The following is a 24,616-nucleotide window of genomic DNA, read 5'->3' as shown; positions in this document are numbered from 1 at the left end:
AACTTCGCACCCGGATCCGCCGCCCGCGCCGCCCGGAACGCCGCCTCGATCCAGTCGTTGCCCGTACGCTGCAAGTTCGAGTCACGACGCCCACCCGAACCACCGTCGGCGAACGCCTCGTTCACCACGTCCCAGGCGTAGATCTTCCCCCGGTAGTGCGTGGCGACCTGGGTCACGTGGTTGATCATCGCGTTACGTAGCGCGCTGCCCGACATGCCCTGGGCCCAGCCCGGCTGCTGCGCGTGCCACAACAGCGTGTGGCCCCGCACGCTCATGCCGTTTGCCTGCGCGTGGCTGACCAGGCGGTCACCACTGGAGTAGGTGAAGGTGTTCTGCTGCGGCTCGGTCGAGCTCCACTTCATCTCGTTCTCGGCCACGACACTGTTGAACTCACGGTTCAGGATGGTCGTGTAGGCGCTTGTCGACAGCTTGCCGACGGCGACAGCCGCGCCGAAGTAGCGGCCCTTCTCGGCGGCGGCCGCCTTCAGGGTCGTGCCCGCACCGGATGCGGGGGTCAGCGCCACCGTCATGCCGGTGGTGAGGGCGACGGCCATGGTCGCCGCCGCCAGCATCGTTCTCATGGGTTTCATGGCGTTCCTTTTCAGTGGGTGCATCGGTGGTGGTGATGTGCCACTTCGCTCGGAACAGCTGATCGGGGCGGTCGTCCTGGCCGCCTGGCATCAGCAGGCACAGTCCGAGAGGGCTGTCGCCGGCGCCTGCCGGGTCCCGAGGTGACGTCCGCATGCCCCTGCGGACGTCGTGAACGGTGGGACGGTCCGTACGGCTCGCCCGGTGAGCCAAGACAGCGATCGTCCTCTATATCGAGAGTGAGCGATAACATGCCGTTCGTCAAGACGTAACGGGTCGTTCACGCCGATCTCCCGCAACGCCGCGTTTCGCCAACTGACGAACGCCCTGAGAAACAGCGTTCAACCGCGGCGTGACCAGCGGACGGGCCCTCCCACCGCCTCACCGGAGTCACACCGGAGGGCAACCCTGTTATCGCTCACAGTCGTCAACCGGCAGCCGTCGACAGCCGTTCACGAGCAGCCGGTAGCCGAGGTGCTCGGGGACGGCTGGGCCGGCGCCACGTCGGCACGGATGCCGGCGACGAGGTCAGCGGTGGTGTGCGCCTCGATGCCGGGCTGCGCGGCGTCGGCGAACCGCTCGACGACCGCCCGGACGTGTCGCTCGGCGGGTGCGGCGAGGCCGTCGTAGACGGCCGCGAACAACTCCCGTGCCGGACGCCGGAGCCACTCCCGGGGCAGGAGTTCCACGGGCAACTGCGGATCGAGGACGGGAAAACGCCGGAAGGTGTCCATGACCTCGGTGCGGGCCCGCACCGCGGCGGCACCGTCGACCTGCCCGGACACCACCTTGGGCAGCAGCGGCGTCCAACGCCGGAGGAACGCGTCGTAGCTCCGGCTGATCGCGTCGATGTCCCAGGCCTCGATCGGCGCGCGGTGAACGGTCGAGGCGAGCGCGGTCTGCTGCCCCCGAAACACCGTCACGGCGCCGAGGGTGAGCCGGTCCAGGTGGGCCCGAGCGGCGGCAGTCAACTCCTGCGGCGAGATCCACAGCCCGTCGTACAGCGGCGCGTAACCGAGCCACCGGAGCTGTGCCCGCAGCGCCCGGCGCTGGGTGCTGCGGTCCTGCGGCAGCGAGAAGACGACAATCGTCCAGCACCCGTCCCACCGCGCCGTCGAGCTGGTGGAGGCGAGGATCCAGTGCCCGCCGGCGGAGAGGTTGGCGGCAGCGGCGCGACTGAGCCGGTAGGAGCTGCGTCGCCCCAGCCGACTGCCCTCCAACACGCCACGGCGGGCCAGCCGGCTGATCGCGGTCCGCGCTCCGGCCGTCGTCACGCCGGTCTCCCCGAGCAGCGCGACGATGGCGGCGGACGGGAGGGCGACCCGGGTCCGCAGCGTGTAGTCGGCCAACAGGGTCACCGCGACACCCTGCGGCGAGTTGCCGACCTGCCGGCGGGGCAGCCGGAGGGGGTGGTCGCCGTCGTCCGGATAGATCTCGTCGATGTCGAAGAGGCTTGCCACAGGCGCTCCGTGCTCCTCGGGGACGGTATGACGACTGTAGACGGACCGTCGCGCCTCAAATAGATATTGCTCGATTGACACTTGTTGGTCCGGGGGGAACACTAATTGCCACGCGACGCCATCCGAAGCCGGGCTGGGCGAGCCACAGGTAGCGGGCATCGTGCGATCACCGCGGGAGTCGGGCAGACCCGCGACCGGACCGCACGGCCATTCCAACCTGCACAGGCAATCGAAGGAGTCGTGCGGTGAAAGTCAGAAGGAAACTGCTACTCGCCCTGGCCGGGTCCCTGGTGGCCGCCGGCCTGGTGGCCCCCACGGTCGGGCCCGCGTACGCGGCGTCGCTCACCGAGGTGACAAGCTTCGGCGACAACCCGGGCCGGATGCGCATGCACGTCTACGTGCCGGACAACCGCCCGGCCCGGCCGGCCGTCGTGGTGGCCATGCACGGCTGCGGCGGGTCCGGCCCCGGCTTCTACTCCGGGAGCGAGTTCGCGAGTCAAGCCGACCGCTACGGATACATCGTGATCTACCCGTCCGCGACCCAGCAGGCAGGCTTCGGCAACTGCTTCGACACCTGGTCGGACGCCGCCAAACGCCGTGGTGGGGGCAGCGACCCGGTGTCGATCATCTCGATGATCCGGTACGTGCAGCAGCAGTACTCGGCCGACCCGGACCGGGTCTACGCCACCGGCAGTTCGTCCGGCGGCATGATGACCAACCACATGCTGGCCCTCTACCCCGACGTGTTCAAGGCCGGCGCCGCCTTCATGGGCGTGCCGTACAACTGCTTCGCCAACGCGGCGGACTACCCGCCCGGCAGCAGCCAGTGCACCGGCGGAAACATGAACCGCACGCCCCAGCAGTGGGGCGACGCGGTGCGCCAGGCGTACCCCGGCTACTCCGGGCCCCGGCCGCGGGTGCAGCTGTGGCACGGCACCAACGACACGCTCGTGCCGTACTCGCTGCTGCAGGAGACGATCGAGCAGTGGACGAACGTGTTCGGGCTGAGCCAGACACCCACCTCCACCGACACGCCCCAGGCCAACTGGAACCGCCGCCGGTACGCGGACAGCAGCGGCACCGTCCAGGTCGAGGCGTACAGCATCCAGGGGGCCGGGCACAGCCTGCCCTCCGCTGGGATGGCCGCGTCCGCGATCGCGTTCTTCGGACTGACCAACCCGACGACGCCCCCACCGACCACCCCGCCACCGACGACGCCACCACCGACCACCCCGCCACCGACCACGCCACCGCCGACCACGCCGCCACCGACCACGCCGCCGCCGACCACCGGCGCCTGCCGGGTGACGGTCGCCATCAACGCCTGGAACACCGGCCTGACCGAGAACATCACCGTCACGAACACCGGCACCAGCGCCGTCAACGGCTGGTCCCTGGTCTTCACCCTGCCGAGCGGGCAGACCATCACCTCGGGCTGGAACGCCACCTACTCGCCCAACTCGGGGCAGGTGACGGCCCGCAACGTCGCCTACAACGGCGGCATCCCCGCCAACGGCTCGGTGAGCTTCGGCTTCCAGGCCAGTCACACCGGTAACAACGCCCGACCGTCCTCGTTCACCCTCAACGGCGCGTCCTGCACCGTCGCCTGAGCCCGGGGCGACACCCACGCGCGCGTGCGCCGGTCACCACGAGGTGGTGACCGGCGCACGATCCGTTCGGGCGTCGCCAGGATCAGCGGTAGCCGGCGGTCACCACGCTCGCCTGCACGGCGTTCTCGGTCGCGTCGGACGGGTAGCCGGCGACCATCGCCCCCTCGTAGAAGGTGCCGGCGCTCAGGTTCGCGCCGCCGTCGGGCTTGCAGCAGTCACCGCCACTGCCCAGGATGATCGCGCCCTGCTTCTTCATCGGGCTGTATCCCGGCGGGAGTGAGCCGTCGTACAGCGTGTAGAGGCTGCCGGACTGCGCGTCGCTGCCCTTGATGGCGAAGCGGGTGGTGCCGTTGTTCTTCAGCGTCGCGGTGACGAACTTGCTGGTGAACGCGCGCTGGTTCGGGTTCCAGGTCTGGCTGCCACCCGGGAAGAGGCCCCACTCCAGGTCCGCCTGCACCCACGGGCCGCTGCCGGAGCAGCCGCCGAACCAGCACTGCTTGCTGAAGTTGATGGCGTCCATCGCCCCGGCGGCGTCGGCCTTGCGGGTCGTCTCGCTGTTGCCGTAGTCGAAGCAGCACCCGCTGTTGACGTGGGTGCCGCTGGTGACCATGTACATGCCCTCGGGGGCCGCGCCGGTCGGCACCCCGGTGAGGTGCCCGTCGCGCCAGTAGCTGTTGCCCGGGTTGATGTAGAGCGAGTACGCCTTGGCGCCACCCACGGTCAGCGACTCCGACGTGGCGATCGCCGGCCTGCTCTGCGGCGAGCCGGGAACCACGCTGGAGCCCTGGTACCAGAGGTCGTTGCCGCGCCCGGACTGGTCGAAGACGACGGTGATCACGCAGGTCGTACCGGAGCAGAAGGAATCCTGGTTGGCCGCCACGGCGGTGCCGCCCGCGCCGGACACCCCGATGTTGCGGGTGGTGTTGTCCGACGAGCGCCGCACCTGGTAGAGGTTGCCGGCGTACGCCTCGTAGAGCGCTCGCGTGGTGCTGTGCGCCGCGATGCACGGGGTGCCGCCGGAGGCGTAGATGTCGCACGGACGCGCGCCGGTCGGCGGGTTGGTCGGCGGTGGGGTGGTGGTGGTCGGCGAGGACCACTGCTGGTTGGCGCCGCCGTTGCAGGCCCACAGGATGATCTTGGTGCCGTTCGCGGTGGCGGCGGCGTTGGCGTCGAGACAGAGCCCGGACTGCACGCCGGTGATGGTGCCGTTGCTGTTGACGCTCCACTGCTGGTTGTTCTGGCCGTTGCAGTCCCAGATGATCGCCTGGGTGCCGTTGGTGGTGCCTCGGCCGGAGGCGTCCAGGCACTTGTTGCCGTACACCTGCAGTTGCCTGCTCGACGTCCACGTCCAGGTCTGGCCGGCCGCGCCGTTGCAGTCCCAGAGTTGCGTCTGGGTGCCGTTCGTGGTGCTGGAGTTGGGCACCTCCAGGCAGCGGCCGGACGGCGTGCCGACGATCGGGGCGCTCTGCCCGGGCTGGATGGTGGCCGCCGCGGCGGCCCCGGCGGCGAAGGGTGAACTGGCGGGGGTGGTGCCGACGCCGACGCCGACGACGACGAGCACCCCGGCCAGCGCACCGGCCAGGAGGGTCAGACGTCGGACGCGTTGGCGTCTCGGGATGAGGTCGCGGGCTGTTCCTGACCCACTGCGGGACGGGGTTCGCACGAGGTGGCTCCTCGGAGTCGGGGAAGCGCGGGGATTGTCGACGCGCCATGGGAGGTGGTGGTGGCGAATCGATTCGCAGCGAATGGTATGACCTTTGTGGAATTTATGTCAATGAATGCAGTGCCGGGGCGGCGCGCTGGCCGCTGGGCAGACAACCAGCGCACCACCTCCCCCGGAAGGGGCTACCGCCCCAGGAGTCGCCACGTCTGGTTCAACGGGCTGCCCTGGCTGACCGCCCTACAGGTCCACTGGTGGACCAGCGCACCGGCCGCCGTGGACACCGCGTTGACATCCACGCACTTGCCGCTGTGCCGGGCGACGAGTTGGTAGTCGTGCGAGTCGTTGCCCGAGTACGTCACCTTGCGCAGCGCGAACTGCTGGTTGGTGCTGTTCAGGCAGGTCCACTGGTGCACGGCCGCGCCGTCGGCGGTGGACACCCCGCTGACGTCGAGGCACTTGCCGCTCTGCTGGTTGACCACGGTGTAGGTGTTGGCCACACCGGCGACCGGGAGGAAGTTCCAGAGCTGCTGGTCACCACCGTCGCAGTAGTTCTGCTGCTGGACGTTGCCGTCGGTGGTGCCCAGACCGGGGTTGTTCAGGCACTGCTGGGAGTGCTGCGCCACCGCCACCGACTGGAAGCCGCCGTCCGAGGGCGGTAGCAGCGTGACGGCGTAGGTGTCGGTCTGGTTGGTGTACGGCAGGGTCACCGTGGCGTTGTTGTTGGACACTCCGACCAGGCTGTTCGAGACCGTGATCGGGCCCGGCACGGCGCCGCCACCGTTGTGCGGGATGCGCTGGGTGAGCACCCGGACCTGATTGTTCTGCACGATGCCGCTCGTGGTGTCGAGGCGCTGCAGGTTGACGGTGAGATTCCCGGTGGTACGCCCGCCGCCGACCAGGACCTTCGCCGACCCGGCCGTCTTCGTGGCGTACGCGTCGTACGACTGACTGGGGGTGACCGCGACGATCTCCCCGACCTGGGAGGCGTAGAAGCGGTAGTTCCACCACTCCCCCTTGGGCTGGTGCTGACCGGCCGAGTTGCGGATCAACAGGTTGCCGAGGTCGTTGTGCAGGCTGCCGCCACTGGCCCAGTTCGCCCGCAGGCCGTCGGCCTTGGCCCGCTCCAGACGGGCGATGTACCAGGCGCCGTCGGCCGGGTTCTGCTCGTCGGGCGCGCCGTACTCGTTGATCTGGTACGGACGCGGGTGGGCGATGCCGCGCGGGTCGAGGGTGGCGTTGGCGGCGGCGACGTTCGCGACCGGGTCACCGGGCAGCGAGTGCCAGCTGATGATGTCCGGCACCGTGTTCGTCGAGCGGACGAAGTCCAGGTACTGGTTCCAGAAGGTGTGGTTCGTCGACGGTACGCAGGCACAGCTCGGCCCGACGATGAGCTGGCTGGGGAACTCGGCCCGGATGCGCTGGTAGGTCCGGCGCCACAGTTCGAGGTACTGGGAGATCGGCCGGTTCCAGAAGATGGTGATGTTGGGCTCGTTCCAGATGTCCCACTGCACCGACAGCCCGGAGGCCCGGACGTCGCTGATCAGGCGGGTCAGGAAGTTGTCGTAGTCGGTCCAGTTGCCGTTGTCACCGGGGAAGCGGGAGATCCCGGCGCCGTCGGCACCCCAGAGGTCGTGCGGCAGGATGATGAACTTCCCACCGAGGGCGGTGGTCCGACGCGCCTGGGCGAGCGTGGAGTTCCAGCGGCGGTCGTAGGTGCCACCGACCCAGCCACTCCCCGGAAGCTGCGCGCCACCGGCGCGCATGTACTGGAACTTGACGTCCCGGTAGAAGTGGTCGGCCGGACCACTGGCGTTCTCGGTCATGCCGTAGATCCAGCCGGACGCGCGGTAGGTCGGCGTACCGCTGGTGGTGGCGAAGTTGACGCTTATCGACTCGTCGGCCGCCTGGGCGGGGGACGCGACGACGGTCACGGCGGCAGCGGCGGCGAGCAGGCCGACGACGAGTCGGGCCACGAGCACACGCGCTCGTCCTGACCTGCTGCGGGACGGGGTTTTCACGGGCGGCTCCTTGGTGGGGCGCGGGGGACGCTCTCCGGAGGGCAGCGCTTGCGAATCGATTCGCACGGATCGTAGGACCGGAGACTTAACGATGTCAATGAAGTGACCACACGGTAACGACCGTGTTGCCCAGCGGTCCTCCCGACGCGGCCAACTGGCTCTTGACCCCCGGGTGCAGCCAGACCTATCTTCGGGCGAACCGATTCGTCGAATCGGTTCGCCTCATGGCTGGACTGGTCCAGCCCACGACGATCACGCGCACACACCCCACCCGACGATCGATTTGAAGTGAGGCACCACATGACCGGACTCAGTCGGCGGCGGCGTCTGGCCGCCGTCGCCGTGATAGCTCTCGCCGCAGTGGCAGGCAGTGCCTGCTCGTCGTCCGCCGACGAGCCCGCCGACGGTGGCGCCTACCTCGTCTGGGACCCGTACCCGCAGTTCGCCGACGACTCCGAGTGGGTCGCGCTGCTCGAGAAGTGCGGCACCTCCGCGGGCGTGACGGTCGAGCGCACCGGCTACGACACCACCGACCTGACAAACAAGGCCCTGCTCGCGGCACAGCAGGGAAACTCCCCGGACGTACTGATCGTGGACAACCCGGTCATCTCGACCCTGGCCGAGGCCGGCGCGCTCACCACCACCGACGACAACAAGCTCGACGTCTCGGCCATGGAGAAGAACCTGCTCGGCGCCGGCCAGAGCGACGGCAAGACCTACGGGGTGCCGATCGGGGCGAACACCCTGGCGCTCTACTACAACAAGGACGTCCTCACCGCCGCCGGTGTCGACCCCGCCACCGTGACGGACTGGGCGTCGCTCGACTCGGCGCTGGACAAGGTCAAGGCCAAGGGCAAGAAGGGCGTCACCTTCTCCGCGATCGGCACCGAGGAGGGCAGCTTCCAGTTCCTGCCCTGGTTCTGGGGCTCCGGTGCCCAACTGACGAGTCTGGACTCGCCGCAGGCGGTGTCCGCTCTGACGCTCTGGACCGACTGGCTCAAGCAGGGCCACGCCCCCAACTCCGTCATCAACAACACCCAGACCACGAGCTGGCAGGAGTTCGCCACCGGCGACTACGCCTTCGCGGAGAACGGCACCTGGCAACTGGCCAACGCGGAGAAGCTCGGCTTCCCGTACGGCACGATCGCGATCCCGGCCACCGCGGGCGGCCCGGCCCCGGCGCCCACCGGCGGTGAGTTCGTCTCCATTCCGGTGCAGAAGAAGACCAGCAGGTACGAGACGTCGCAGAAGCTGGTCGCCTGCCTGACCAACGCCGACAACCTCCTCACCACGGACACCACGCTCTCCTACGTCGCACCCGTCGCCGCCGTCCAGGAACGACAGGCGACCGCGGACCCCAAGCTCAAGGTCTGGGTGGAGGCGGTCCGGGCCGCCAAGGGCCGCACCGGTGACAACCTCGGCACGAAGTACCCGAAGATCTCCGAGGCGCTGTGGACCGCCGTGCAGTCGGCCCTCAGCGGGGGCAAGTCGCCACAGGAGGCACTGACCGCCGCGCAGAGCGCCGCCGCGACCAGGTAAGCGACCCGAACCGACACCATGCCCTCCACGACCGAGACCCCCAACGCCGTACGAGAGCAGGGTGGGGCGGCGACCGCCGCCCCACCCGGGCCTCCCCCGTCCCGTGCCCGCCGCCCCAGCCGGTGGCCGGCCTGGGGCTTCCTGGCACCCGTGACCGTCTACCTGGCGGCCTTCTACGCCTACCCGCTCTACCGCAACGTCGAGTTGAGCCTGCGGGAGTACACCGTCCGCTCGTTCGTGCAGGGCGGGGCACCCTTCGCCGGCCTGGACAACTACCGGACGGTGCTGACCGACCCGGCCTTCGCGTCGACGCTGACGCACACAGTGGTGTTCACCGCCGCCTCGCTCGCCCTCCAGTTCACCATCGGCATGGCCCTGGCGCTCTTCTTCCACCAGCACTTCCCGCTGTCGCGCACACTGCGGGCGCTGTTCCTCGTACCGTGGCTGCTGCCGTTGATCGTCTCGGCGTCGACCTGGTCGTGGCTGCTCAACAGCGACTCGGGGCTGGTCAACGCGGCGCTCGGCGTCGTCGGCATCGACCCGGTCAACTGGCTCACCTCGCCGGGCTGGTCGCTCACCTCGGTGGTCATCGCGAACGTGTGGATCGGCATTCCGTTCAACCTCGTGGTGCTCTACAGCGGTCTACAAGCGATCCCGACCGAGGTGTACGAGGCGTCCGCCCTCGACGGCGCGACCGGGTGGCAACGGTTCTGGGGGATCACCTTCCCGCTGCTGCGTCCGGTCTCCGCGATCACGCTGCTGCTGGGGCTGATCTACACGCTGAAGGTCTTCGACATCATCTGGATCATGACCAAGGGCGGACCGACCGGCTCGTCCGCGACGCTCGCCACCTGGTCCTACCGGCTCGGCTTCGGCAACCTGCTGCCCGAGTTCGGCCCGGGTGCGGCCATCGGGAACCTGCTCATCGTGCTGGCTCTGGTCGCCGGCCTCGTCTACATCCGGATCGAGCGGAGGCAGCAGCTGCGATGACCACCTCGACGCCGCGGGCCTGGTGGAAGACCGGCGTCGGCCTGGTGCTGACCGGGCTGATGCTCTTCCCCGTCTACTGGATGATCAACGTGTCCTTCACCCGGGACCAGGACATGCGGGCAAGTCCCCCGCACCTGTTCCCCACCAACGGCACCCTGGACGGCTACCGGGTGGTGCTCGACCAGCAACTGCCGTACCTCGGCACCAGCTTCCTGGTCGGCCTCGGCACGGTGGCGCTGACCGTGGCACTTGCCGCACCCGCCGGTTACGCGCTGGCGAAGCTCCGGCCACCAGGCGGCCCGGCGCTGAGTTTCCTGCTGCTGATCGCGCAGATGATCCCGGGAATCATCATGGCGATGGGCTTCTACGCCATCTTCCTCACCCTCGGCGTCCTGAACACGCTGCCCGGCCTGATCCTGGCCGACACCACGCTCGCGGTGCCGTTCGGCGTCCTGATCTTCACGGCCTTCATGTCCGGAATCCCCGACGAGCTGCTCCAGGCCGCCGTTGTCGACGGCGCCGGTCGGCTGCGGACCTTCTGGTCGGTGGTGCTGCCGGTCAGCCGCAACTCGATCGTCACGGTGTCGCTCTTCGCGTTCCTCTGGTCCTGGTCGGACTTCATCTTCGCCTCGACCCTGGCCGGCGGCGGTGACCACCAGCCGATCACCCTCGGCATCTACCACTACATCGGCAACAACAACCAGCAGTGGAACGCCATCATGGCCACCGCCGTCGTCGCCTCGATCCCCGCCGCCGTGCTGCTGGTCCTGGCCCAGCGGTACGTCTCGATGGGCGTGACCGCCGGCGCCGTCAAGGACTGACCCTCCGCGGCGGTCGAGGAACGACCACCCGCACCACAGAAAGGCACCCGCCACCCATGACCGTCGCCCCGTCCGGTCCGGAGTTCCCCATCCAGGACATCCCGTTCAGCTACCGCGGATCCTGGTTCAACATCTCCCCGGTGGTAGCCGAGAAGACGTACGCCGACGATCTGCACCTGGTCTCCCACCAGACCGGGCTGCACCCCGTACTGCGTCTCGCTCCCGCCGTCGCCGGCAGCACCGTCACCGCCACACCCGCGTTGCTGACCTGGCGCAACGGCGACGATCGGATCGAGGCCGTCTACGACGGGCCGGACACCCTGCGGATCCGGGGCCACCGGCTCGGTCTGCGGGTGGCGGCGGCCGCGCCCACCCTCACCCCGTTCAGCGGCACCTACCTGTACGGCGACCCGGTCGACGGATCGCACGTGTTCACCTCGTACGAGACCGGTCGCCGCTACCGGGTGACGGTGCTCTCCGGCGCCCTGCTGCGCACCGAGGGCACGCAGGCGCTCGGCAGCGCCGACCGGTTCCTCGACCTTCCCGGCGACCAGCCCTGGGAGATCGCCATCGAGGAGTACGCCACCGCACGCCGCCCGTACGCCGCAACCGCCACCTTCGAGCAGCTCTGCCGTGACCGAATCGCCGAGTTCACCGCGTTCGTCGACGCGATCGCGCCCTGGCGTGGCGGGGAGACCCCGGCCGCCGAGCTGGCCGCGTACGTGCTGTGGTCGGCCACGGTCGCCCCGGCGGGTTTCGTCACCCGGCCGGCCGTCCTGATGTCCAAGCACTGGATGGACAAGGTCTGGAGCTGGGACCACTGCTTCAACGCGATCGCCCTGGCGGCCGGCGAGCCGGAGCTGGCCTGGCACCAGTTCCAGCTGCCCTTCGACCACCAGGACGAGGCCGGCGCCCTCCCCGACTCGGTCACCCACTCCGAGGTCCTGCACAACTACGTCAAGCCCCCCATCCACGGCTGGGCCCTGCGCCACCTGCGCCGACGCCTTCCCCAGCCGCCGAGCCGGGCGGAGCTGGCGCAGACGTACGAACGGCTTGCCCGCTGGACCGGGTTCTGGCTTGACGCGCGGCGCGGCCCCGGCCACGACCTGCCGCACTACCAGCACGGCAACGACAGCGGCTGGGACAACGCCACCACCTTCGACGACAACCGGGTCCTCGAGACGGCCGACCTCGCCGCGTTCCTGGTCTCGCAGCTCCGCTGCCTCGCCGACCTCGCCACCGAGCTGGGTGAGCCCGCTGACCGTTGGTCCCGGGAGGCCGACCGGATCCACGGGGCCATGCTGCGCGACCTGTGGGACGGCGGACGCTTCCGCGCCCGTGACCCGCACACCGGACGCCTGCGGACGAGCCGCAGCCTGCTCGACCTGATGCCCGTCGTGCTCGGGGCCGACCTGCCGCCCCCGGTCGCCGCGATGCTGGCGCGAGGCGTCGAAAGCCACCTGACCACCCACGGGCTGGCCACCGAGCCGACGGACTCGGCCCACTACCTCGCCGACGGCTACTGGCGCGGCCCGATCTGGGCCCCCTCCACCGTGCTCGTCGAGGACGGCCTGCGCCGGGCCGGGCAGACCCGGATCGCCGACGACATCAGTCGCCGGTTCCTCGCGCTGTGCGAGAAGTCCGGCTTCGCGGAGAACTTCGACGCCGAGACCGGCACCGGGCTGCGGGACCGCGCCTACACCTGGACCGCCAGCAGCTATCTCATCCTCGCCGCCGCGCAGGAGGAACGGCGTGTCAGGGGCGGGTAGTCGGGCGGATCAGCGGGCTCGGACCGGGCCCGTGCTGGACCGCAACGAGATGGGCGGGCTGTACAGGCGGTGTCGGGGCACCGCGCCGGGCGCAGCGATGATCTCCAGCAGCAGGGACACCGCCTCGGCGCCCATCTCGACCATCGGCACGTCGGCTGCGGTCAACGGCGGGCGGAAGTCCTCCGCCCAGTGCTGCGCCGCGACCCCGCTGACGGAGAAGTCGCGGGGCACGGACAACCCGGCGCCGGTCAGGGCGCGCTGCATCCCGGGCAGTGCGGCCTCGTTGATGGTGGCCACCGCGGTGACCTCCGGGTGCGTCGCGAGCAGCTGCTCCATGCACGCCTCGCCGGAGGCGGTGTCGTCGCCGCTGCAGACCTCCACGCCGGTCAGGCCGCGCTCCAGCGCCGCCGTACGGAAGCCGTCGAGCGCGCGGTGACTGGGGCCGTACCCGGCGGAGACCAACTCGGCGGACCTGTTCACCAGGGCCACGTGCCGGTGCCCCAGGTCGGCCAGGTGGTGCACGCACCTGGCGATCAGCCCGGCGTAGTCGATGTCGATCCAGCTCATCCCGTGCGGCTCGGCGGTCCGACCGATGGTGACGAACGGCAGCCCGGCCTTGGTCAGCCGAGTCACCCGGTCGTCCGCCAACCGGATCTCCATCAGCACCACGCCGTCCACCCGACGCCCGGTGACGATCCGCTCGAACGACCGGTCGTGGTCGCCACCGGAGGGGGACAACAGCACGTCGAGGTCATGCCGGGCGGCCGCCTCGACGACGCTCGCCACGAAGCCCAGCTGCATGTCGGTCAACCGCTGGCTCGCCGGAGGGATGACCAGCCCGAGGGTGCGGGTGCGCCCCTCCTTCAGAGCACGGGCGCTGGCGTTCGGCCGGTAGTCCAACTCGTCGATGACCGACTGGATCCGTTGGCGGGTCGCCTCGGAAACGCTGCGTTTTCCGCTCAGTACGTAGGAAACGGTGCTGCGGGACACCCCCGCCCGGCGAGCGATCTCCCCGATGTTCATCAATCGCCCTCGAATCGATTCTTGCCCCGACGCGGGGACGCACCGTGCTCCGCCGACCAGCATATCCGTCCTCAGCCTCATCGATCGATGACCGACTCGTGTCAACTAGCGCATCGATATGGACGCCCATTAATGTCACAGGTATGACGTGTGACGTCAATCGCACCGCCGCACCTCACCCCCACCACGCACCGGAAAGGATCCGATGGATGTGAAGAGGACGATGGGTCGCCTGACGGCCGCCGCCGGGACCCTGCTGGCCCTTGTCATCGGCGCTGGCGTCTACGTGGTCGCGGACGCGCCAGGCGTCGCGCACGCCGCCGGCACCGGGCCGTGCGACATCTACGCCGCCGGCGGCACGCCGTGCGTCGCCGCGCACAGCACCACCCGTGCGCTGTACGGCGCGTACAACGGCCCGCTCTACCAGGTCCGACGCTCGTCGGACAACACCACCCGCGACGTCGGCGTGCTGAGCGAGGGGGGCTACGCGAACGCTGCCACCCAGGACTCGTTCTGCGCCAACACCAGCTGCGTCATCACGATCATCTACGACCAGTCCGGCCGCAACAACCGACTCACCCAGGCGCCCCCCGGCGGCTTCGCCGGACCGGCACCGGGCGGCTGGGACAACCTCGCCGACGCGAAGGCCGCGCCGGTCACCGTCGGCGGCCAGAAGGCGTACGGCGTCTACATCGCCCCCGGCACCGGCTACCGCAACAACAACACCAACGGTGTCGCGACCGGCGACCAGCCCGAGGGCATCTACGCGGTCGTCGACGGCACGCACTACAACCAGTGGTGCTGCTTCGACTACGGCAACGCGCAGACCAACAACCTCGCCGACGAACGCGCGATCATGGAAACCGTCTACTTCGGTGCCAACAAGCAGTGGGGCTACGGTGCCGGGGCCGGGCCCTGGATCATGGCCGACCTGGAGTGGGGGCTGTTCTCCGGGGTGAACGCGGGTTACAACAACATCGCGTCCATCAACCACCGCTTCGTCACGGCCATGGTCAAGGGCGAGCCGAACCACTGGGCGATCCGCGGTGGGAACGCCCAGTCAGGCAGCCTGACGACCTACTTCGACGGGCCACGCCCCAACGGCTACCACCCGATGAAGAAGGAGGGGGCCATCCTGCTCGGCATCGGCGGCGACAACAGCATCACCGGCCGCGGCACCTTCTTCGAGGGCGTCCTGACCTCCGGCTACCCGACGGCGGCCACCGAGAACGCCGTCCAGGCCAACATCAACGCCGCCGCCTACGCCCCGGCCGGCGGCAGCAACCCGCAGCAGAACGTCCAGCTCGTGGGCGCCCAGTCCAACCGCTGCGTCGACGTGCCGAACGGCACCACCACCAACGGCACCCAGGTCCACCTGTGGGACTGCATCAGCAACAGCACCGCGCAGCGCTGGACCTACACCGCCGCGAAACAACTCCAGGTGTACGGCAACAAATGCCTCGACGCCAACGGCCAAGGCACCACCAATGGCACCCAGGCCATCATCTGGGACTGCCACGGCGGCACCAACCAACAATGGAACCTCAACTCCAACGGCACCGTCAGCGGCGTCCAATCCGGACTGTGCCTCGACGCCAATGCCGCCGCCACCGCGAATGGCACCAAACTCATTCTGTGGGCCTGCAACGGCGGTGCCAACCAGCGATGGACCCCGCGTAGCTGACCGCCGCGGGCGGTGACCGCCGGTCACCGCCGTCGGGGCGGACCCGGTCGGGAGCGGTATACCGCAGAGTCATATTCATACCTCTGCGGTATACCGCTCACGGCACTCCGAGATGGCGGGCCGGCCGCACGCCCCGGATCACCGTCGCCACCTCGCTCAGGTCGTCGTTCAACTGGTGGTCGCGCCCGGGCAGCCGGTGCAGGTGCGCCTGCGGGACGACCGCGGCGTACCGGTCGGCGTGCTCGGGCGGCGCGGTGTCGTCCTGGAGCCCGTGGAACACGTGCACCGGCACGCCGCGCGGCAGCCTCGCGCCGAGGTCGGGCGGCAACTCGAACTCGTCGTTCGCCCAGCCCCCGACACCGACGAACGGGGCGGCGACCAGCACGATCGCTCCGAGCGCCCGCTCCGGTGACCGATGCGCGAGCGTGTGGACGAGGATCGTCCCGCCCACCGAGTGGCCCACGACGACCGCCCCGTCGTCCAGGGCCGCGACCTCCCGCCGGATGGCCGCACTCCAGACGGCGTGGCTCGGGTCGCCCTCGTCGGGCATGCGCGGGTAGTGGACCTCGTACGCGTCCCCGAGCTCACGGCGCAAACTGTCGACAAGCTTGTCGTCCCATTCGTCGTGCACACCGGCACCGGCCCCCTGGATCAGCAGGACCTGCGGGACTCGTCCGATCGCCACACTTGTGTGTGCCCGGCAGGCGGCTGCCACAAACGGGCGAACCGACGCCACCGGCGCCGGGCTGGCCACGCTGGCGTCCCGTCGCTGGTGGCGGCACACACCCGATACGCCGACCGAGCGCCGACCTCAACCAGCCACGGCACCGGGAGCCTGACCGACCGCCACGTCGAAGCCGGCGACAGTTGCCGTCCCACCGTCGGCCCGCAGGAGCGTGGCCAGGATCTTCACCACGGTGGTCTTGCCGGCCCCGTTCGAGCCGAGCAGGGCGAAGATGCTGCCCGCGCCACGTCGATGTCGACGCCGCGCAGCACCTTCAATTGTTTGAACGACTTCTCCAGGCCGTGCACGCGGATCGCGGGCTCATCGGCCTGAGCTGGTAGGTGCGAGTTGCTCATGCCGGCAGCATGCGGGGTTGACGCAGCGTCAAGGTCAAGCGGCGACGCGTACGCGACCCTGACTCTTCACTCCGATGTCACCGCCCGATCCCACGGGTGACGTGTCGCTGTCCGTCCGAGGAAGTTGGCTGCGAGTCGTCGCACATGCCATGACCAGGAGTTGATCGCGTGCCTTCCTCTCGTCGTACCTTCCTCGCCAGCGGCGCCGCCGCCGGCGTCGGCATCGCCGTCGCGGGCGGTCTGCCGTCCCTGGCCCAGGCCAGCCCGGCCCGCCCGCACCCGCCGGTGAAGCCCGGCACCGTGCCCTTCCCGCCGCTCGTGGACGACCCCAAGGGGATCCTGGCCCTGCCCAAGGGCTTCCGCTACACCGTGGTCACCCGGACCGGGGTCACCCGGCTCGACCGCGGTCAGGGCACCACCCCGTCGGACCACGACGGCATGGCCGTCTACGACGCCGGGCACGGCCGGTACACCCTGATCCAGAACCACGAGATCGACCCGGGCGCCGAGTTCGGCGTGCCGCACGTCAAGGGAACGGTCTACGACGCGGGCGCCGTCGACGCCGGCGGTTGCACCGTGATCAAGACCGACCTCGCGGGCCGCAACCTCGGTGAGTTCGTGGCGCTGTCCGGCACCATCTCCAACTGCGCCGGCGGGCCGACCCCCTGGGGCACCTGGCTCACCTGCGAGGAGACCGAGGACCGGGCCGGCGACACGTGGGAAGAGGGCAGCCGGTCCGGCGTCTACCAGAAGGACCACGGCTACGTCTTCGAGGTGTGGGCCGACGGCAGCGCCGACCCGAAGCCGATCAAGTGCTTGGGCCGCTACTCCCACGAGGCCGTGGCCGTCGACAAGGACCGCACCCGGGTCTACCTGTCCGAGGACGCCGACGAGCCGAACGGCCTCTTCTACCGCTGGACCGCACCGCACGGCGTGAAGCTGGGCCCGGGGGTGCTCACCCGCCTCGCACCGAACGCCGGCGTCCTCGCCGCGATGCAGATCATCATGGACGACGGTTCGGTGCTGCCGGACGTCGCCTACCTGACCTCCGCCCAGCTGGGCCGGCCCTTCCCGGTCCGGTGGATCGAGGTGCCGGACCGCGACGCCCGCACGACGTCCGTGCGTGAGCAGTTCGCCGACGGCCAGGTCACCCGTGGACGCAAGTTCGAGGGCGTGTGGGCCACCGACGAGGGCGTGTACGTGGTCAACTCGTACGCCTGGGATGAGGGTGACCTGCCGGCGGACGCCGCTCCGCACGACGGCATGGTCTGGTTCTACAACTTCGAGGACCAGACCATCCAGCTCGTGACGTACTTCCCGCACCAGACCCAGTCCGAGGAGGGCACGCCGGTCAAGTACACCGACATCACCTTCGACGGCCCGGACAACGTCACGGTCACCCCGTGGGGCAGCCTGGTGCTGGCCGAGGACGGCTCGGGTGCCTCGCACGTGCTCAGCACCATCCCGGGTGGGCCCACCTACGCGATCGCCCGCAACCAGCTCAACGACTCGGAGTTCTGCGGGCCGACCTTCAGCGCGGACGGCAAGGTGCTCTTCGTCAACATGCAGGACCCGGGCCTCACCCTGGCCATCACCGGCCCGTGGGAGAAGTACCTGGGCTGAGCGAGCCCGAAGGTGGGGGCCGGGCGACCCGCCCGGCCCCCAACAGACTCGGCCGCGCTCAGGAGACGCACGGCGGGCGGCACTAGTCGAGACAGAACTCGTTGCCCTCGACGTCCTGCATGTTGAGGCACGACTCGTTCTCGCCGTCGGCGAGCAACAACTGCCCGCGTACCGCGCCGAGCGGAATCAGCCGCGCGCATTCAGCCTCGAGGGCGGCCAGGCGCTCCTCGCCCACCAGCCCGGTGCCGACCCGCACGTCGAGGTGCACCCGGTTCTTGACGACCTTGCCCTCGGGCACCCGTTGGAAGTACAGGCGCGGGCCCGCCCCCGACGGGTCACTGCACGCGAACCAGGAACCCTGCTCGGAATTGACGTCGTCCCAGGAGGCGAACCCTTCCGGGACCGGCGGCGGGACGTACCCCAACACCTCACACCAGAAACGGCCGACGCGCACCGGCTCGGCGCAGTCGAATGTCACTTGGACCTGCTTGACCGACATCCGTTCACCTTATGAGTCGCGCTGCCGCCGCTGTCCCCTGACCCCGATCGCGCAAAGGCGGTGATCGGTGAACGGCCAGGGTGGTCACTCCACCTTGGTGAGAAGTGGTTTCCCCTTCTCGACGACGTACGTGGCCAGTTCGACAGCGACTCCGTCGCCGACGTTGCGGGCCTGGTGGTGCACGCCGTAGGGCACGGTGAGGGCGTCCCCGGTCCGGCACACCACCGGCGGCTGACCGTCGAGGCTGTATTCCAGCGCCCCCTGAAGGACGCAGATGATCTCCTCGCCGGGGTGGAAGTGCTTGAACGGCGGCGAGTCCGGCGTGAACTCCACCCGGGTCTGGATGACCTCCCGCCCGGGGATGCTGAGGTCGTGCCGTTGCAGATCGATCCGCCACAGACCTGGTGCCGACTCCACCGCCGTGGGACTGATGCCCTCGGGTCGATCCTTGGTGCTCATGACGGCCTCCGGTGAGCCGTCGGACCGACGGCGACTATTCGGACATAACGCATGCCGTCGAGGATAGGTCCGAACTCACCGCAGCAGTCCCCGTTCGGCCATGTGGGCGCGCAACGTCTCGGCCTCCTCGGGGGACATCAGCCAGCGCGGGATCACGGTCGCCGGCATCCGGCCGACGTACACGACCCAGAAGTCCTGGACGTCCCGCACCTGGGCGACCCCGTCCCAGGCGATGCCGCCGGACTCCGAGCCGCTGCGCATCATGATGTTGTCATCGGTGATGTCGTAGGCACCCTCGACGGCGTAGTCACCGGAGCGGCGTCGGGCGCGCGCCAGCACCCACGGCCGGTACAGCATCGACAGCACCCCGGCCACGACCAGCGCCGTCCACAGCGGCGCACTCCGCTCGCCCCACCCGAACCCCCGGGAGACGACGAGGCCGACCACCCCGACCACTGTCAGGGCGGCTCCGATATAGCCGAACCTGCGCAGTCGGACGCTGCCGAGCGCGGCGGCCACCCGGCCCGGGTAGGCGGGATCGGCGGGGACGTCGAAACGGATGTGCACGCCAGCACGATAGTGCTCCCCCGCGCCCTCGGTGGCGCCTCACCCCCACCCCGCCTGACCGGGCCGCGCGTGTCGTGGTGAGGCAGTCTGGTGGGGTGAGCGCCCGCGAGCCCGTCGACGACGTCCGAACGCCTCGGGCCCAGAGCGGGTCCAGCCCGCAACATCTCCTGGCGACGGTGCTCGGCGAGTACCTCGACTCCTCGGACGCCGACCTGCCGTCGACAGCGGTCATCGCGATCCTGCGCGAGTTCGGGGTCAGCGAGTCCAGTGCCCGTGCCGCGCTGTCCCGGCTGGTCAAGCGCGGTCTCATCGCGACGCGGAGGAGGGGGCGGTCACCGGTCTACCACCTCACCCCGCAGGCGATCGCCAAGCATCGCTCCCGGATGCGGCACTTCCTGACCTTCGGCTCCCACCCGGCGCCCTGGACCGGCGATTGGGTGCTGGCCTCCTTCTCCATCCCGAGCCCCGGCCAGGCGTCCCGGCACGCGCTCCGCAGGTCGTTGACCGCACTGGGCTTCGTGGGCCTGTACGACAGCATGTGGATCCGGCCCGGGTCCGACGTCGCGCGGGCGCGGGAGGCGCTGAGCGAGCTGCTGCACCCCGTCGAGGGTGCCCGGTGGTCGGTTCTGCTCGCCCGGTTCGACGAGGAGACCGGGCCACACGGTCCGGCCTCCGCGTACGACCTGACCGGGCTCGCGTCCGCGTACTCACGCTTCATCGCGCAGCACACGGCGTTGCGGGCAGCCGCGCGCAACGGGGAGGTGGACGCGGCCCGGGCGCTCGTGGCCCGGACCTCCGCCATGGATTCCTGGCGGAAGTTCGCGGACATCGACCCGGACCTGCCACCCCACCTGCTGCCGGCTCCCTGGCCCCGCCAGCAGGCCAGGGAGATCTTCCTGGACATCCACAGCACGCTGGGCACGCTCGCTCAGGCGCGGCTCGTCGAGGTGGCGACGCCGCACTGGCCGGAGGCCGCCTCGTGGATCACCCACTTCCAGGCGTCGAGGGATCTTTCGCGGCCGGAGCCGATCGGCGGGAAGCACGGCAGCGGCACACTCGCCGGCTGACGACGTCGTGGCCGGCCCGAGCCAGCAACACATTGACACCTTTCGTTACGACAGTGATAGTAACTGCATACAGCTCTCATCGGAGCGCCTGTAGGGACCGCGGCCGGGCGGTCGCCGGCGCTGAACGAGTGGGCAGCGGCGACCGGGGGCACGGCCGCCGCGCAGGCCGCGACGCGTTCACGTCGACCAAACCCGTGGCCAGCGCTGACCACCTCTCGTCGGGGCGCGAGTGACACCCGCCGCCGCAGGGAGCGCCACCGTGACTGTTCCTGGAGGATTCAATGAGAAGGCGAACGAAGATCTACGCGGGGTTGGCAGCCGCCATCGTCCCGGTCACCTCGGTGATCATGGCGCTGGGCGGGACACCGGCGTCCGCCGCCGTCGGCGGCTCCGGCCCCTACCCCGCCGACTACGAAACCTCGGCGACCCTTGCCAACCACACCATCTTCCGGCCCCAGACCCTCCCGTCCGAGCGCCTCCCGATCGTCGTGTGGGGCAACGGTGGCTGCTCGGCGAACGGGCTCTCCCAGGGCAACTTCCTCCGCGAGATCGCCTCCCACGGCTTTCTCGCCATCGCCAACGGCGGCCCGAACGCCTCCGGTTCCACCAACTCCCAGATGCTCACCCAGTCCATCGACTGGGCGGTCGCGGAGAACTCCCGGCAGGGCAGCAAGTACTACAACAAGATCGACACGAGCAAGGTCGCGGTCGCGGGCTTCTCCTGCGGTGGCCTGGAGGCCTACGCCGTCTCGAACGACCCGCGCGTCACCACGACCGGCATCTTCAGCAGCGGCCTGCTCAACGACGCCGACGACTACCAGCTCCGGAGACTGACCAAGCCGATCGCCTACTTCGTCGGCGGGCCCAGCGACATCGCCTACCCGAACGCGATGGACGACTGGGGCAAGCTGCCCGCCGGCCTGCCCGCCTTCATGGGCAACCTGAACGTCGGTCACGGCGGCACCTACGACCAGACCAACGGCGGCGAGTTCGGCCGCGTCGCGACCCTCTACTTCAAGTGGCGGTTGAAGGGCGACACCACCGCCGGCCGCAACTTCGTCGGCGCCGACTGCGGTCTGTGCCGCAGCCAGTGGAGCGTCCAGCAGAAGAACCTGACGCTCGACGACGGCACGCCACCCACCACACCGCCGCCCACCACGCCCCCGCCCACCACGCCCCCGCCCACCGGTACCCCCGGCTGCACCGCTGTCTTCGCGGTCCAGGACCAGTGGAACGGCGGCTTCGTGGCCAACGTCAGCGTCACCGCGGGAACCGCCGCGCTGACCGGCTGGCGGGTCACCGTCACCCTGCCGAGCGGGGCGTCGGTCAGCTCGCTGTGGAACGGCGTCAGCAGCGGGACCAGTGGGACCATCACCGTCGCGAACCAGAGCTACAACGGACGACTGGCCGCAGGTCAGGCCACCAGCTTCGGGTTCCAGGGCACCGGCAACGGCAGTGGCACCACGGTGAGCTGCACCGGTAGCTGAGCGCCGTTCGGCGGGCCGGTGCGCCGGCACCGGCCCGCCGAGGGGTGCGCGAGGGCCCGGCGGATAGGGGAGACTGGCCGGCATGGCTGAACTGAGCGATGCGAAGGCCGCGCTGCACCACTACCTCCGGCAGCAACGCGAAGATCTCGTCTGGAAGCTCGACGGGCTCAGCGAACGCGAGGTCAGGCAGCCCCGCACGACGACCGGCAACAACCTGCTGGGTGCGCTCAAGCACTGCCTCAACGTCGAGGCCGGCTACTTCGGGGTCACCTTCGGCCGCGAGTTCCCGACGCCCGACGAGCTGGTCCCGATGTCGGCGTACGACGAGGACCCGCAGGCCGACTGGTACGCCCGCGAGGACGAGACGAAGGACGGGCTGATCGACCTGTACCGCCGCGTCGGCGCGTTCGCCGACCAGACGATCGAGCAGTTGCCGCTCGACGCGTTGGGGCAGGTGCCGTGGTGGCAGCCAGGTCGGCAGGCCGTGACCCTGCAACGGATCATCATCCACGTGACCTGCGATCTGGCCCGGCACGCCGGGCACGCGGACATCATGCGCGAACAGCACGACGAGGCGGTCGGCCTCCAGCGGGACAGCACCGTCATCCCGGACGACTACGACTGGCCGGCGTATGTGAGCAAGCTGACGAAGCTCGCCGACCACTTCGGATGACCGGGAGAGCTGTCGGCGTGCGAGACGACCTCGACCAGATCGACGCGGCCTTCCGGGGCACACCACTGGCCGGCCTGCCGATCGGGCACGGCCCCTCCGGCACCCTCCTCGTCCCCGACGTCGACCCCGACCGTCTGCACGAGGTGTGGCAGGCCGCCGAGGCGCTGGTGCCGGTCACCGGGCGCCGACCCGTCATGGTCACCGACGACTTCGACGACGCGCTTGCCATCCGGCCCGAGCCCGAGCCGGGTCCGTCGGAGACGGAGCTGCGCGCGTTCGCCGAGGCCGCGGCGGCCTCCGACCCCTGGCTGGCCTACCGCCACTACAGCGAGGACCACCAGGTCGACGAAGGCGAGATCGCGTACCACGCGTGTGGTGCGACAGGCGTCGACCTGACCGCCCTGGCGGCGGACGTGGTGCTGCCGACACCGCTCCCGACACTTGAGCGGGCGCTGTACGACCGGCTGCTCACCGACGCCGACCTGCACGCCGAGGTGCTCGACGACGTGCAGCTCGTGACGCGGACCGAGTACTGGTACACCCCGGACAGCGTCCTGCTCATGTTGCTGCCCACGAGCGACGTCCGCAGCTCCGCGTACTGGGTGGACTTCAACGGGGCTCTCACGCCGGACTACCAGCAGAAGCTCGCCGAGGTGCTGGCGCAGTGGCGACACCGCTGGGACGCCCGACTGGTCGCCTCGTGGGGCACCATGCTGCAGTTGCAGGTGGGTCGCCGCCCGACGCCGGGTGACGAGGCGTGGGCAGCCGCCGGTCAGCTCAAGGCGCTCGCTCCGAACCTCGAACTGAGCCGGTGGGAGGTCGCCGTCGCCCTACCGGCCGGCGACGCGTGGTTCGTCCACGACCGACCCTGATCGACGCGGCCCTCCGCGGGTCAGCCCTCGTCGACCGCCGCAGTCGTGACGGTACGGGAGACCTCCCGGATCAGGTCGAGCGGTTCCTCGGTCCAGTGGGAGGCGAGGACGAGCTCCCGGGCCGGATCGACCCAGAGCAGGTGCCGCCCGCCGTTGCCCCGGGCGCTGCGGCCGGTCGCCGGCGCCCCGGGCCACGGCACCTGCTCGTCGTTGAGCCACCACAGATAGCCGTACTCCCGTTTGACCGGGCACGGGGCCCAGGACTTGTCGACCCACTCGGCGCTGAGCAGCCGTGCCCCGGCATGGGTCCCCCGCTCCAGGAAGAGCTGCCCGAGCAGGGCCAGGTCCCGGGCTGGCACGAACAGTCCCCCGCCCCAGTGCGCACCGCCGGAGACCACCTCGACCCGACGGCCGTCGAGGTCGACCACGCTCGTCCGGTAGCCGTGCCACGACCACCTGTCGGAGGCCCCCAGCGGGTCCATGACCCGCTCCCGCAGCACCTCCGGCAGCGACCTGCGCAACAACAGCGTCAGCGCGTACGCGAGCAGGTTCATCCGCACGTCGTTGTACGCCCACCCCAGCCCCGGGGGCGTGCCGTGCACCTCGGTGCGCTCGCGGAAACTCTGGGCGTCGACGCTCGTCGGCTTGCCCCACAGCTCGCCCTCCCACTGGCTCGACTGCTGCAGCAGGTGGCGCCAGGTGATCTGCGCGTTGTGCGGCCCCTGGAACTCGGCACCGTCGACGACCTCATGCACCGGTTGGTCCGGCACCAACAGCCCGTCGTCGAAGGCCACGCCGGCCACCACCGACACGACCGACTTGGTGACGCTGAACGCCATCTCCGGAACGTCCGGGTCACCCCAGGCCGCGACCTCCCGACCGCCGACCCGGACGACACCACTGGCCCCACTGGCGGCGAGCAGCGGCCCGACGACCTCCCGGTGACTGGTGTCCGCGACCTGTGCTGCCAGGTAGGTCCCGATGTCGGCGGCGTCCCTCGTCCACCGAGCACCGAACTCCTGGACGACCTGCCCCAGCCGCCGTCGATCCACCGACACGTCACCCATGCCCAGCAGTGTCCACCACCGCCGCCAGCGGCAGGGCGACCCGCGACCGGGCCGCCT

The 24,616-nt window shown here is 70.0% G+C and carries 21 protein-coding genes and 1 pseudogene; 11 read left to right on the top strand and 11 right to left on the bottom strand.

Annotated elements, in window-relative coordinates; all coding sequences use genetic code 11:
* Both ACWER9_RS07190 and ACWER9_RS07185 read right to left on the bottom strand, forming a co-directional pair.
* Nucleotides 1-554 (bottom strand): endo-1,4-beta-xylanase (locus ACWER9_RS07190; RefSeq protein WP_452300943.1); only part of this gene is annotated, 554 nt, incomplete at its 3' end.
* A 486-nt stretch (nucleotides 555-1,040) separates the two neighbouring features.
* Nucleotides 1,041-2,048 (bottom strand): PaaX family transcriptional regulator, encoded by a 1,008-nt coding sequence (locus tag ACWER9_RS07185; protein ID WP_452300941.1) that lies wholly within the window; start codon nucleotides 2,046-2,048, stop codon nucleotides 1,041-1,043.
* Between the two features lie 245 nt (nucleotides 2,049-2,293).
* On the opposite strand from ACWER9_RS07185, the gene ACWER9_RS07180 reads away from it, so the two are divergent.
* Nucleotides 2,294-3,658 carry an extracellular catalytic domain type 1 short-chain-length polyhydroxyalkanoate depolymerase gene (locus ACWER9_RS07180; RefSeq protein ID WP_452300940.1) on the top strand — a complete coding sequence of 455 codons (1,365 nt, stop codon included), beginning with the start codon at nucleotides 2,294-2,296 and terminating at the stop codon, nucleotides 3,656-3,658.
* Nucleotides 3,659-3,740: 82 nt separating this feature from the next.
* On the opposite strand, the gene ACWER9_RS07175 is transcribed toward ACWER9_RS07180, so the two are convergent.
* Both ACWER9_RS07175 and ACWER9_RS07170 read right to left on the bottom strand, forming a co-directional pair.
* Nucleotides 3,741-5,321 carry an arabinofuranosidase catalytic domain-containing protein gene (locus ACWER9_RS07175; protein WP_452300939.1) on the bottom strand — a complete coding sequence of 527 codons (1,581 nt, stop codon included), beginning with the start codon at nucleotides 5,319-5,321 and terminating at the stop codon, nucleotides 3,741-3,743.
* A gap of 182 nt (nucleotides 5,322-5,503) precedes the next feature.
* Nucleotides 5,504-7,339, bottom strand: a complete 1,836-nt coding sequence (locus ACWER9_RS07170) for an RICIN domain-containing protein (protein ID WP_452300938.1) — start codon at nucleotides 7,337-7,339, stop codon at nucleotides 5,504-5,506.
* 300 nt (nucleotides 7,340-7,639) lie between these two features.
* Here ACWER9_RS07170 and ACWER9_RS07165 point away from each other — a divergent pair, with 300 nt between their 5' ends.
* From ACWER9_RS07165 to ACWER9_RS07150, 4 genes are read left to right on the top strand one after another with little or no spacing between them, the layout of a single operon-like run.
* On the top strand, nucleotides 7,640-8,878 hold the full coding sequence (locus ACWER9_RS07165) for a sugar ABC transporter substrate-binding protein (RefSeq protein WP_452300937.1): 1,239 nt from the start codon (nucleotides 7,640-7,642) through the stop codon (nucleotides 8,876-8,878).
* Between the two features lie 18 nt (nucleotides 8,879-8,896).
* A complete protein-coding gene (locus tag ACWER9_RS07160) occupies nucleotides 8,897-9,868 on the top strand; it encodes a carbohydrate ABC transporter permease (protein WP_452300936.1) in 972 nt (323 codons plus the stop codon).
* The gene (locus ACWER9_RS07155; RefSeq protein ID WP_452300935.1) at nucleotides 9,865-10,689 is read left to right on the top strand and encodes a carbohydrate ABC transporter permease; all 825 of its coding nucleotides are present in this window, start codon (nucleotides 9,865-9,867) and stop codon (nucleotides 10,687-10,689) included. The genes ACWER9_RS07160 and ACWER9_RS07155 overlap by 4 nt, the downstream gene beginning before the upstream one ends.
* A 56-nt stretch (nucleotides 10,690-10,745) precedes the next feature.
* Entirely contained in the window at nucleotides 10,746-12,458 is a 1,713-nt protein-coding gene (locus ACWER9_RS07150; RefSeq protein ID WP_452300934.1) for an amylo-alpha-1,6-glucosidase, read from the top strand.
* A 9-nt stretch (nucleotides 12,459-12,467) separates the two neighbouring features.
* Here ACWER9_RS07150 and ACWER9_RS07145 read toward each other — a convergent pair whose 3' ends face one another.
* On the bottom strand, nucleotides 12,468-13,481 hold the full coding sequence (locus ACWER9_RS07145) for a LacI family DNA-binding transcriptional regulator (protein ID WP_452300933.1): 1,014 nt from the start codon (nucleotides 13,479-13,481) through the stop codon (nucleotides 12,468-12,470).
* A 205-nt stretch (nucleotides 13,482-13,686) separates the two neighbouring features.
* Here ACWER9_RS07145 and ACWER9_RS07140 point away from each other — a divergent pair, with 205 nt between their 5' ends.
* Nucleotides 13,687-15,165, top strand: coding sequence for an arabinofuranosidase catalytic domain-containing protein (locus ACWER9_RS07140; protein WP_452300932.1), 1,479 nt, complete (start codon nucleotides 13,687-13,689; stop codon nucleotides 15,163-15,165).
* A gap of 97 nt (nucleotides 15,166-15,262) precedes the next feature.
* On the opposite strand, the gene ACWER9_RS07135 is transcribed toward ACWER9_RS07140, so the two are convergent.
* Together ACWER9_RS07135 and ACWER9_RS07130 are read right to left on the bottom strand one after the other, a co-directional pair.
* Nucleotides 15,263-15,850, bottom strand: a complete 588-nt coding sequence (locus tag ACWER9_RS07135; RefSeq protein WP_452300931.1) for an alpha/beta fold hydrolase — start codon at nucleotides 15,848-15,850, stop codon at nucleotides 15,263-15,265.
* A gap of 147 nt (nucleotides 15,851-15,997) precedes the next feature.
* Nucleotides 15,998-16,245, bottom strand: a pseudogene (locus ACWER9_RS07130) (ATP-binding cassette domain-containing protein); the annotation flags it as partial.
* Nucleotides 16,246-16,413: 168 nt separating this feature from the next.
* Here ACWER9_RS07130 and ACWER9_RS07125 point away from each other — a divergent pair.
* On the top strand, nucleotides 16,414-17,868 hold the full coding sequence (locus ACWER9_RS07125) for an alkaline phosphatase PhoX (RefSeq protein WP_452300930.1): 1,455 nt from the start codon (nucleotides 16,414-16,416) through the stop codon (nucleotides 17,866-17,868).
* An 82-nt stretch (nucleotides 17,869-17,950) separates the two neighbouring features.
* Here ACWER9_RS07125 and ACWER9_RS07120 read toward each other — a convergent pair whose 3' ends face one another.
* The 3 genes from ACWER9_RS07120 to ACWER9_RS07110 form a co-directional block, all read right to left on the bottom strand.
* A complete protein-coding gene (locus ACWER9_RS07120) occupies nucleotides 17,951-18,367 on the bottom strand; it encodes a VOC family protein (protein WP_452300929.1) in 417 nt (138 codons plus the stop codon).
* An 84-nt stretch (nucleotides 18,368-18,451) separates the two neighbouring features.
* Entirely contained in the window at nucleotides 18,452-18,826 is a 375-nt protein-coding gene (locus ACWER9_RS07115; protein WP_452300928.1) for a cupin domain-containing protein, read from the bottom strand.
* 75 nt (nucleotides 18,827-18,901) lie between these two features.
* Nucleotides 18,902-19,393, bottom strand: a complete 492-nt coding sequence (locus ACWER9_RS07110; protein WP_452300927.1) for a YcxB family protein — start codon at nucleotides 19,391-19,393, stop codon at nucleotides 18,902-18,904.
* A 95-nt stretch (nucleotides 19,394-19,488) separates the two neighbouring features.
* Here ACWER9_RS07110 and ACWER9_RS07105 point away from each other — a divergent pair, with 95 nt between their 5' ends.
* The 4 genes from ACWER9_RS07105 (at nucleotide 19,489) to ACWER9_RS07090 (ending at nucleotide 23,492) form a co-directional block, all read left to right on the top strand.
* Complete coding sequence (locus ACWER9_RS07105; protein WP_452300926.1) at nucleotides 19,489-20,460, top strand: PaaX family transcriptional regulator; 972 nt, start codon at nucleotides 19,489-19,491, stop codon at nucleotides 20,458-20,460.
* Nucleotides 20,461-20,741: 281 nt separating this feature from the next.
* Nucleotides 20,742-21,947: a cellulose binding domain-containing protein gene (locus ACWER9_RS07100; protein ID WP_452300925.1), complete on the top strand. Its 1,206-nt coding sequence runs from the start codon at nucleotides 20,742-20,744 to the stop codon at nucleotides 21,945-21,947.
* Between the two features lie 82 nt (nucleotides 21,948-22,029).
* Nucleotides 22,030-22,620: a DinB family protein gene (locus ACWER9_RS07095; protein ID WP_452300924.1), complete on the top strand. Its 591-nt coding sequence runs from the start codon at nucleotides 22,030-22,032 to the stop codon at nucleotides 22,618-22,620.
* A 17-nt stretch (nucleotides 22,621-22,637) separates the two neighbouring features.
* Complete coding sequence (locus ACWER9_RS07090) at nucleotides 22,638-23,492, top strand: DUF4253 domain-containing protein (RefSeq protein WP_452300923.1); 855 nt, start codon at nucleotides 22,638-22,640, stop codon at nucleotides 23,490-23,492.
* 20 nt (nucleotides 23,493-23,512) lie between these two features.
* Here the strand turns inward: ACWER9_RS07090 and ACWER9_RS07085 are convergent, their stop codons facing one another.
* Entirely contained in the window at nucleotides 23,513-24,559 is a 1,047-nt protein-coding gene (locus ACWER9_RS07085) for a serine hydrolase domain-containing protein (RefSeq protein ID WP_452300922.1), read from the bottom strand.
* Between the last annotated feature and the right edge of the window lie 57 nt (nucleotides 24,560-24,616).

The organism is Micromonospora sp. NPDC003944 (assembly GCF_053605225.1).
This window is presented reverse-complemented; position numbering and strand designations above follow the sequence as displayed.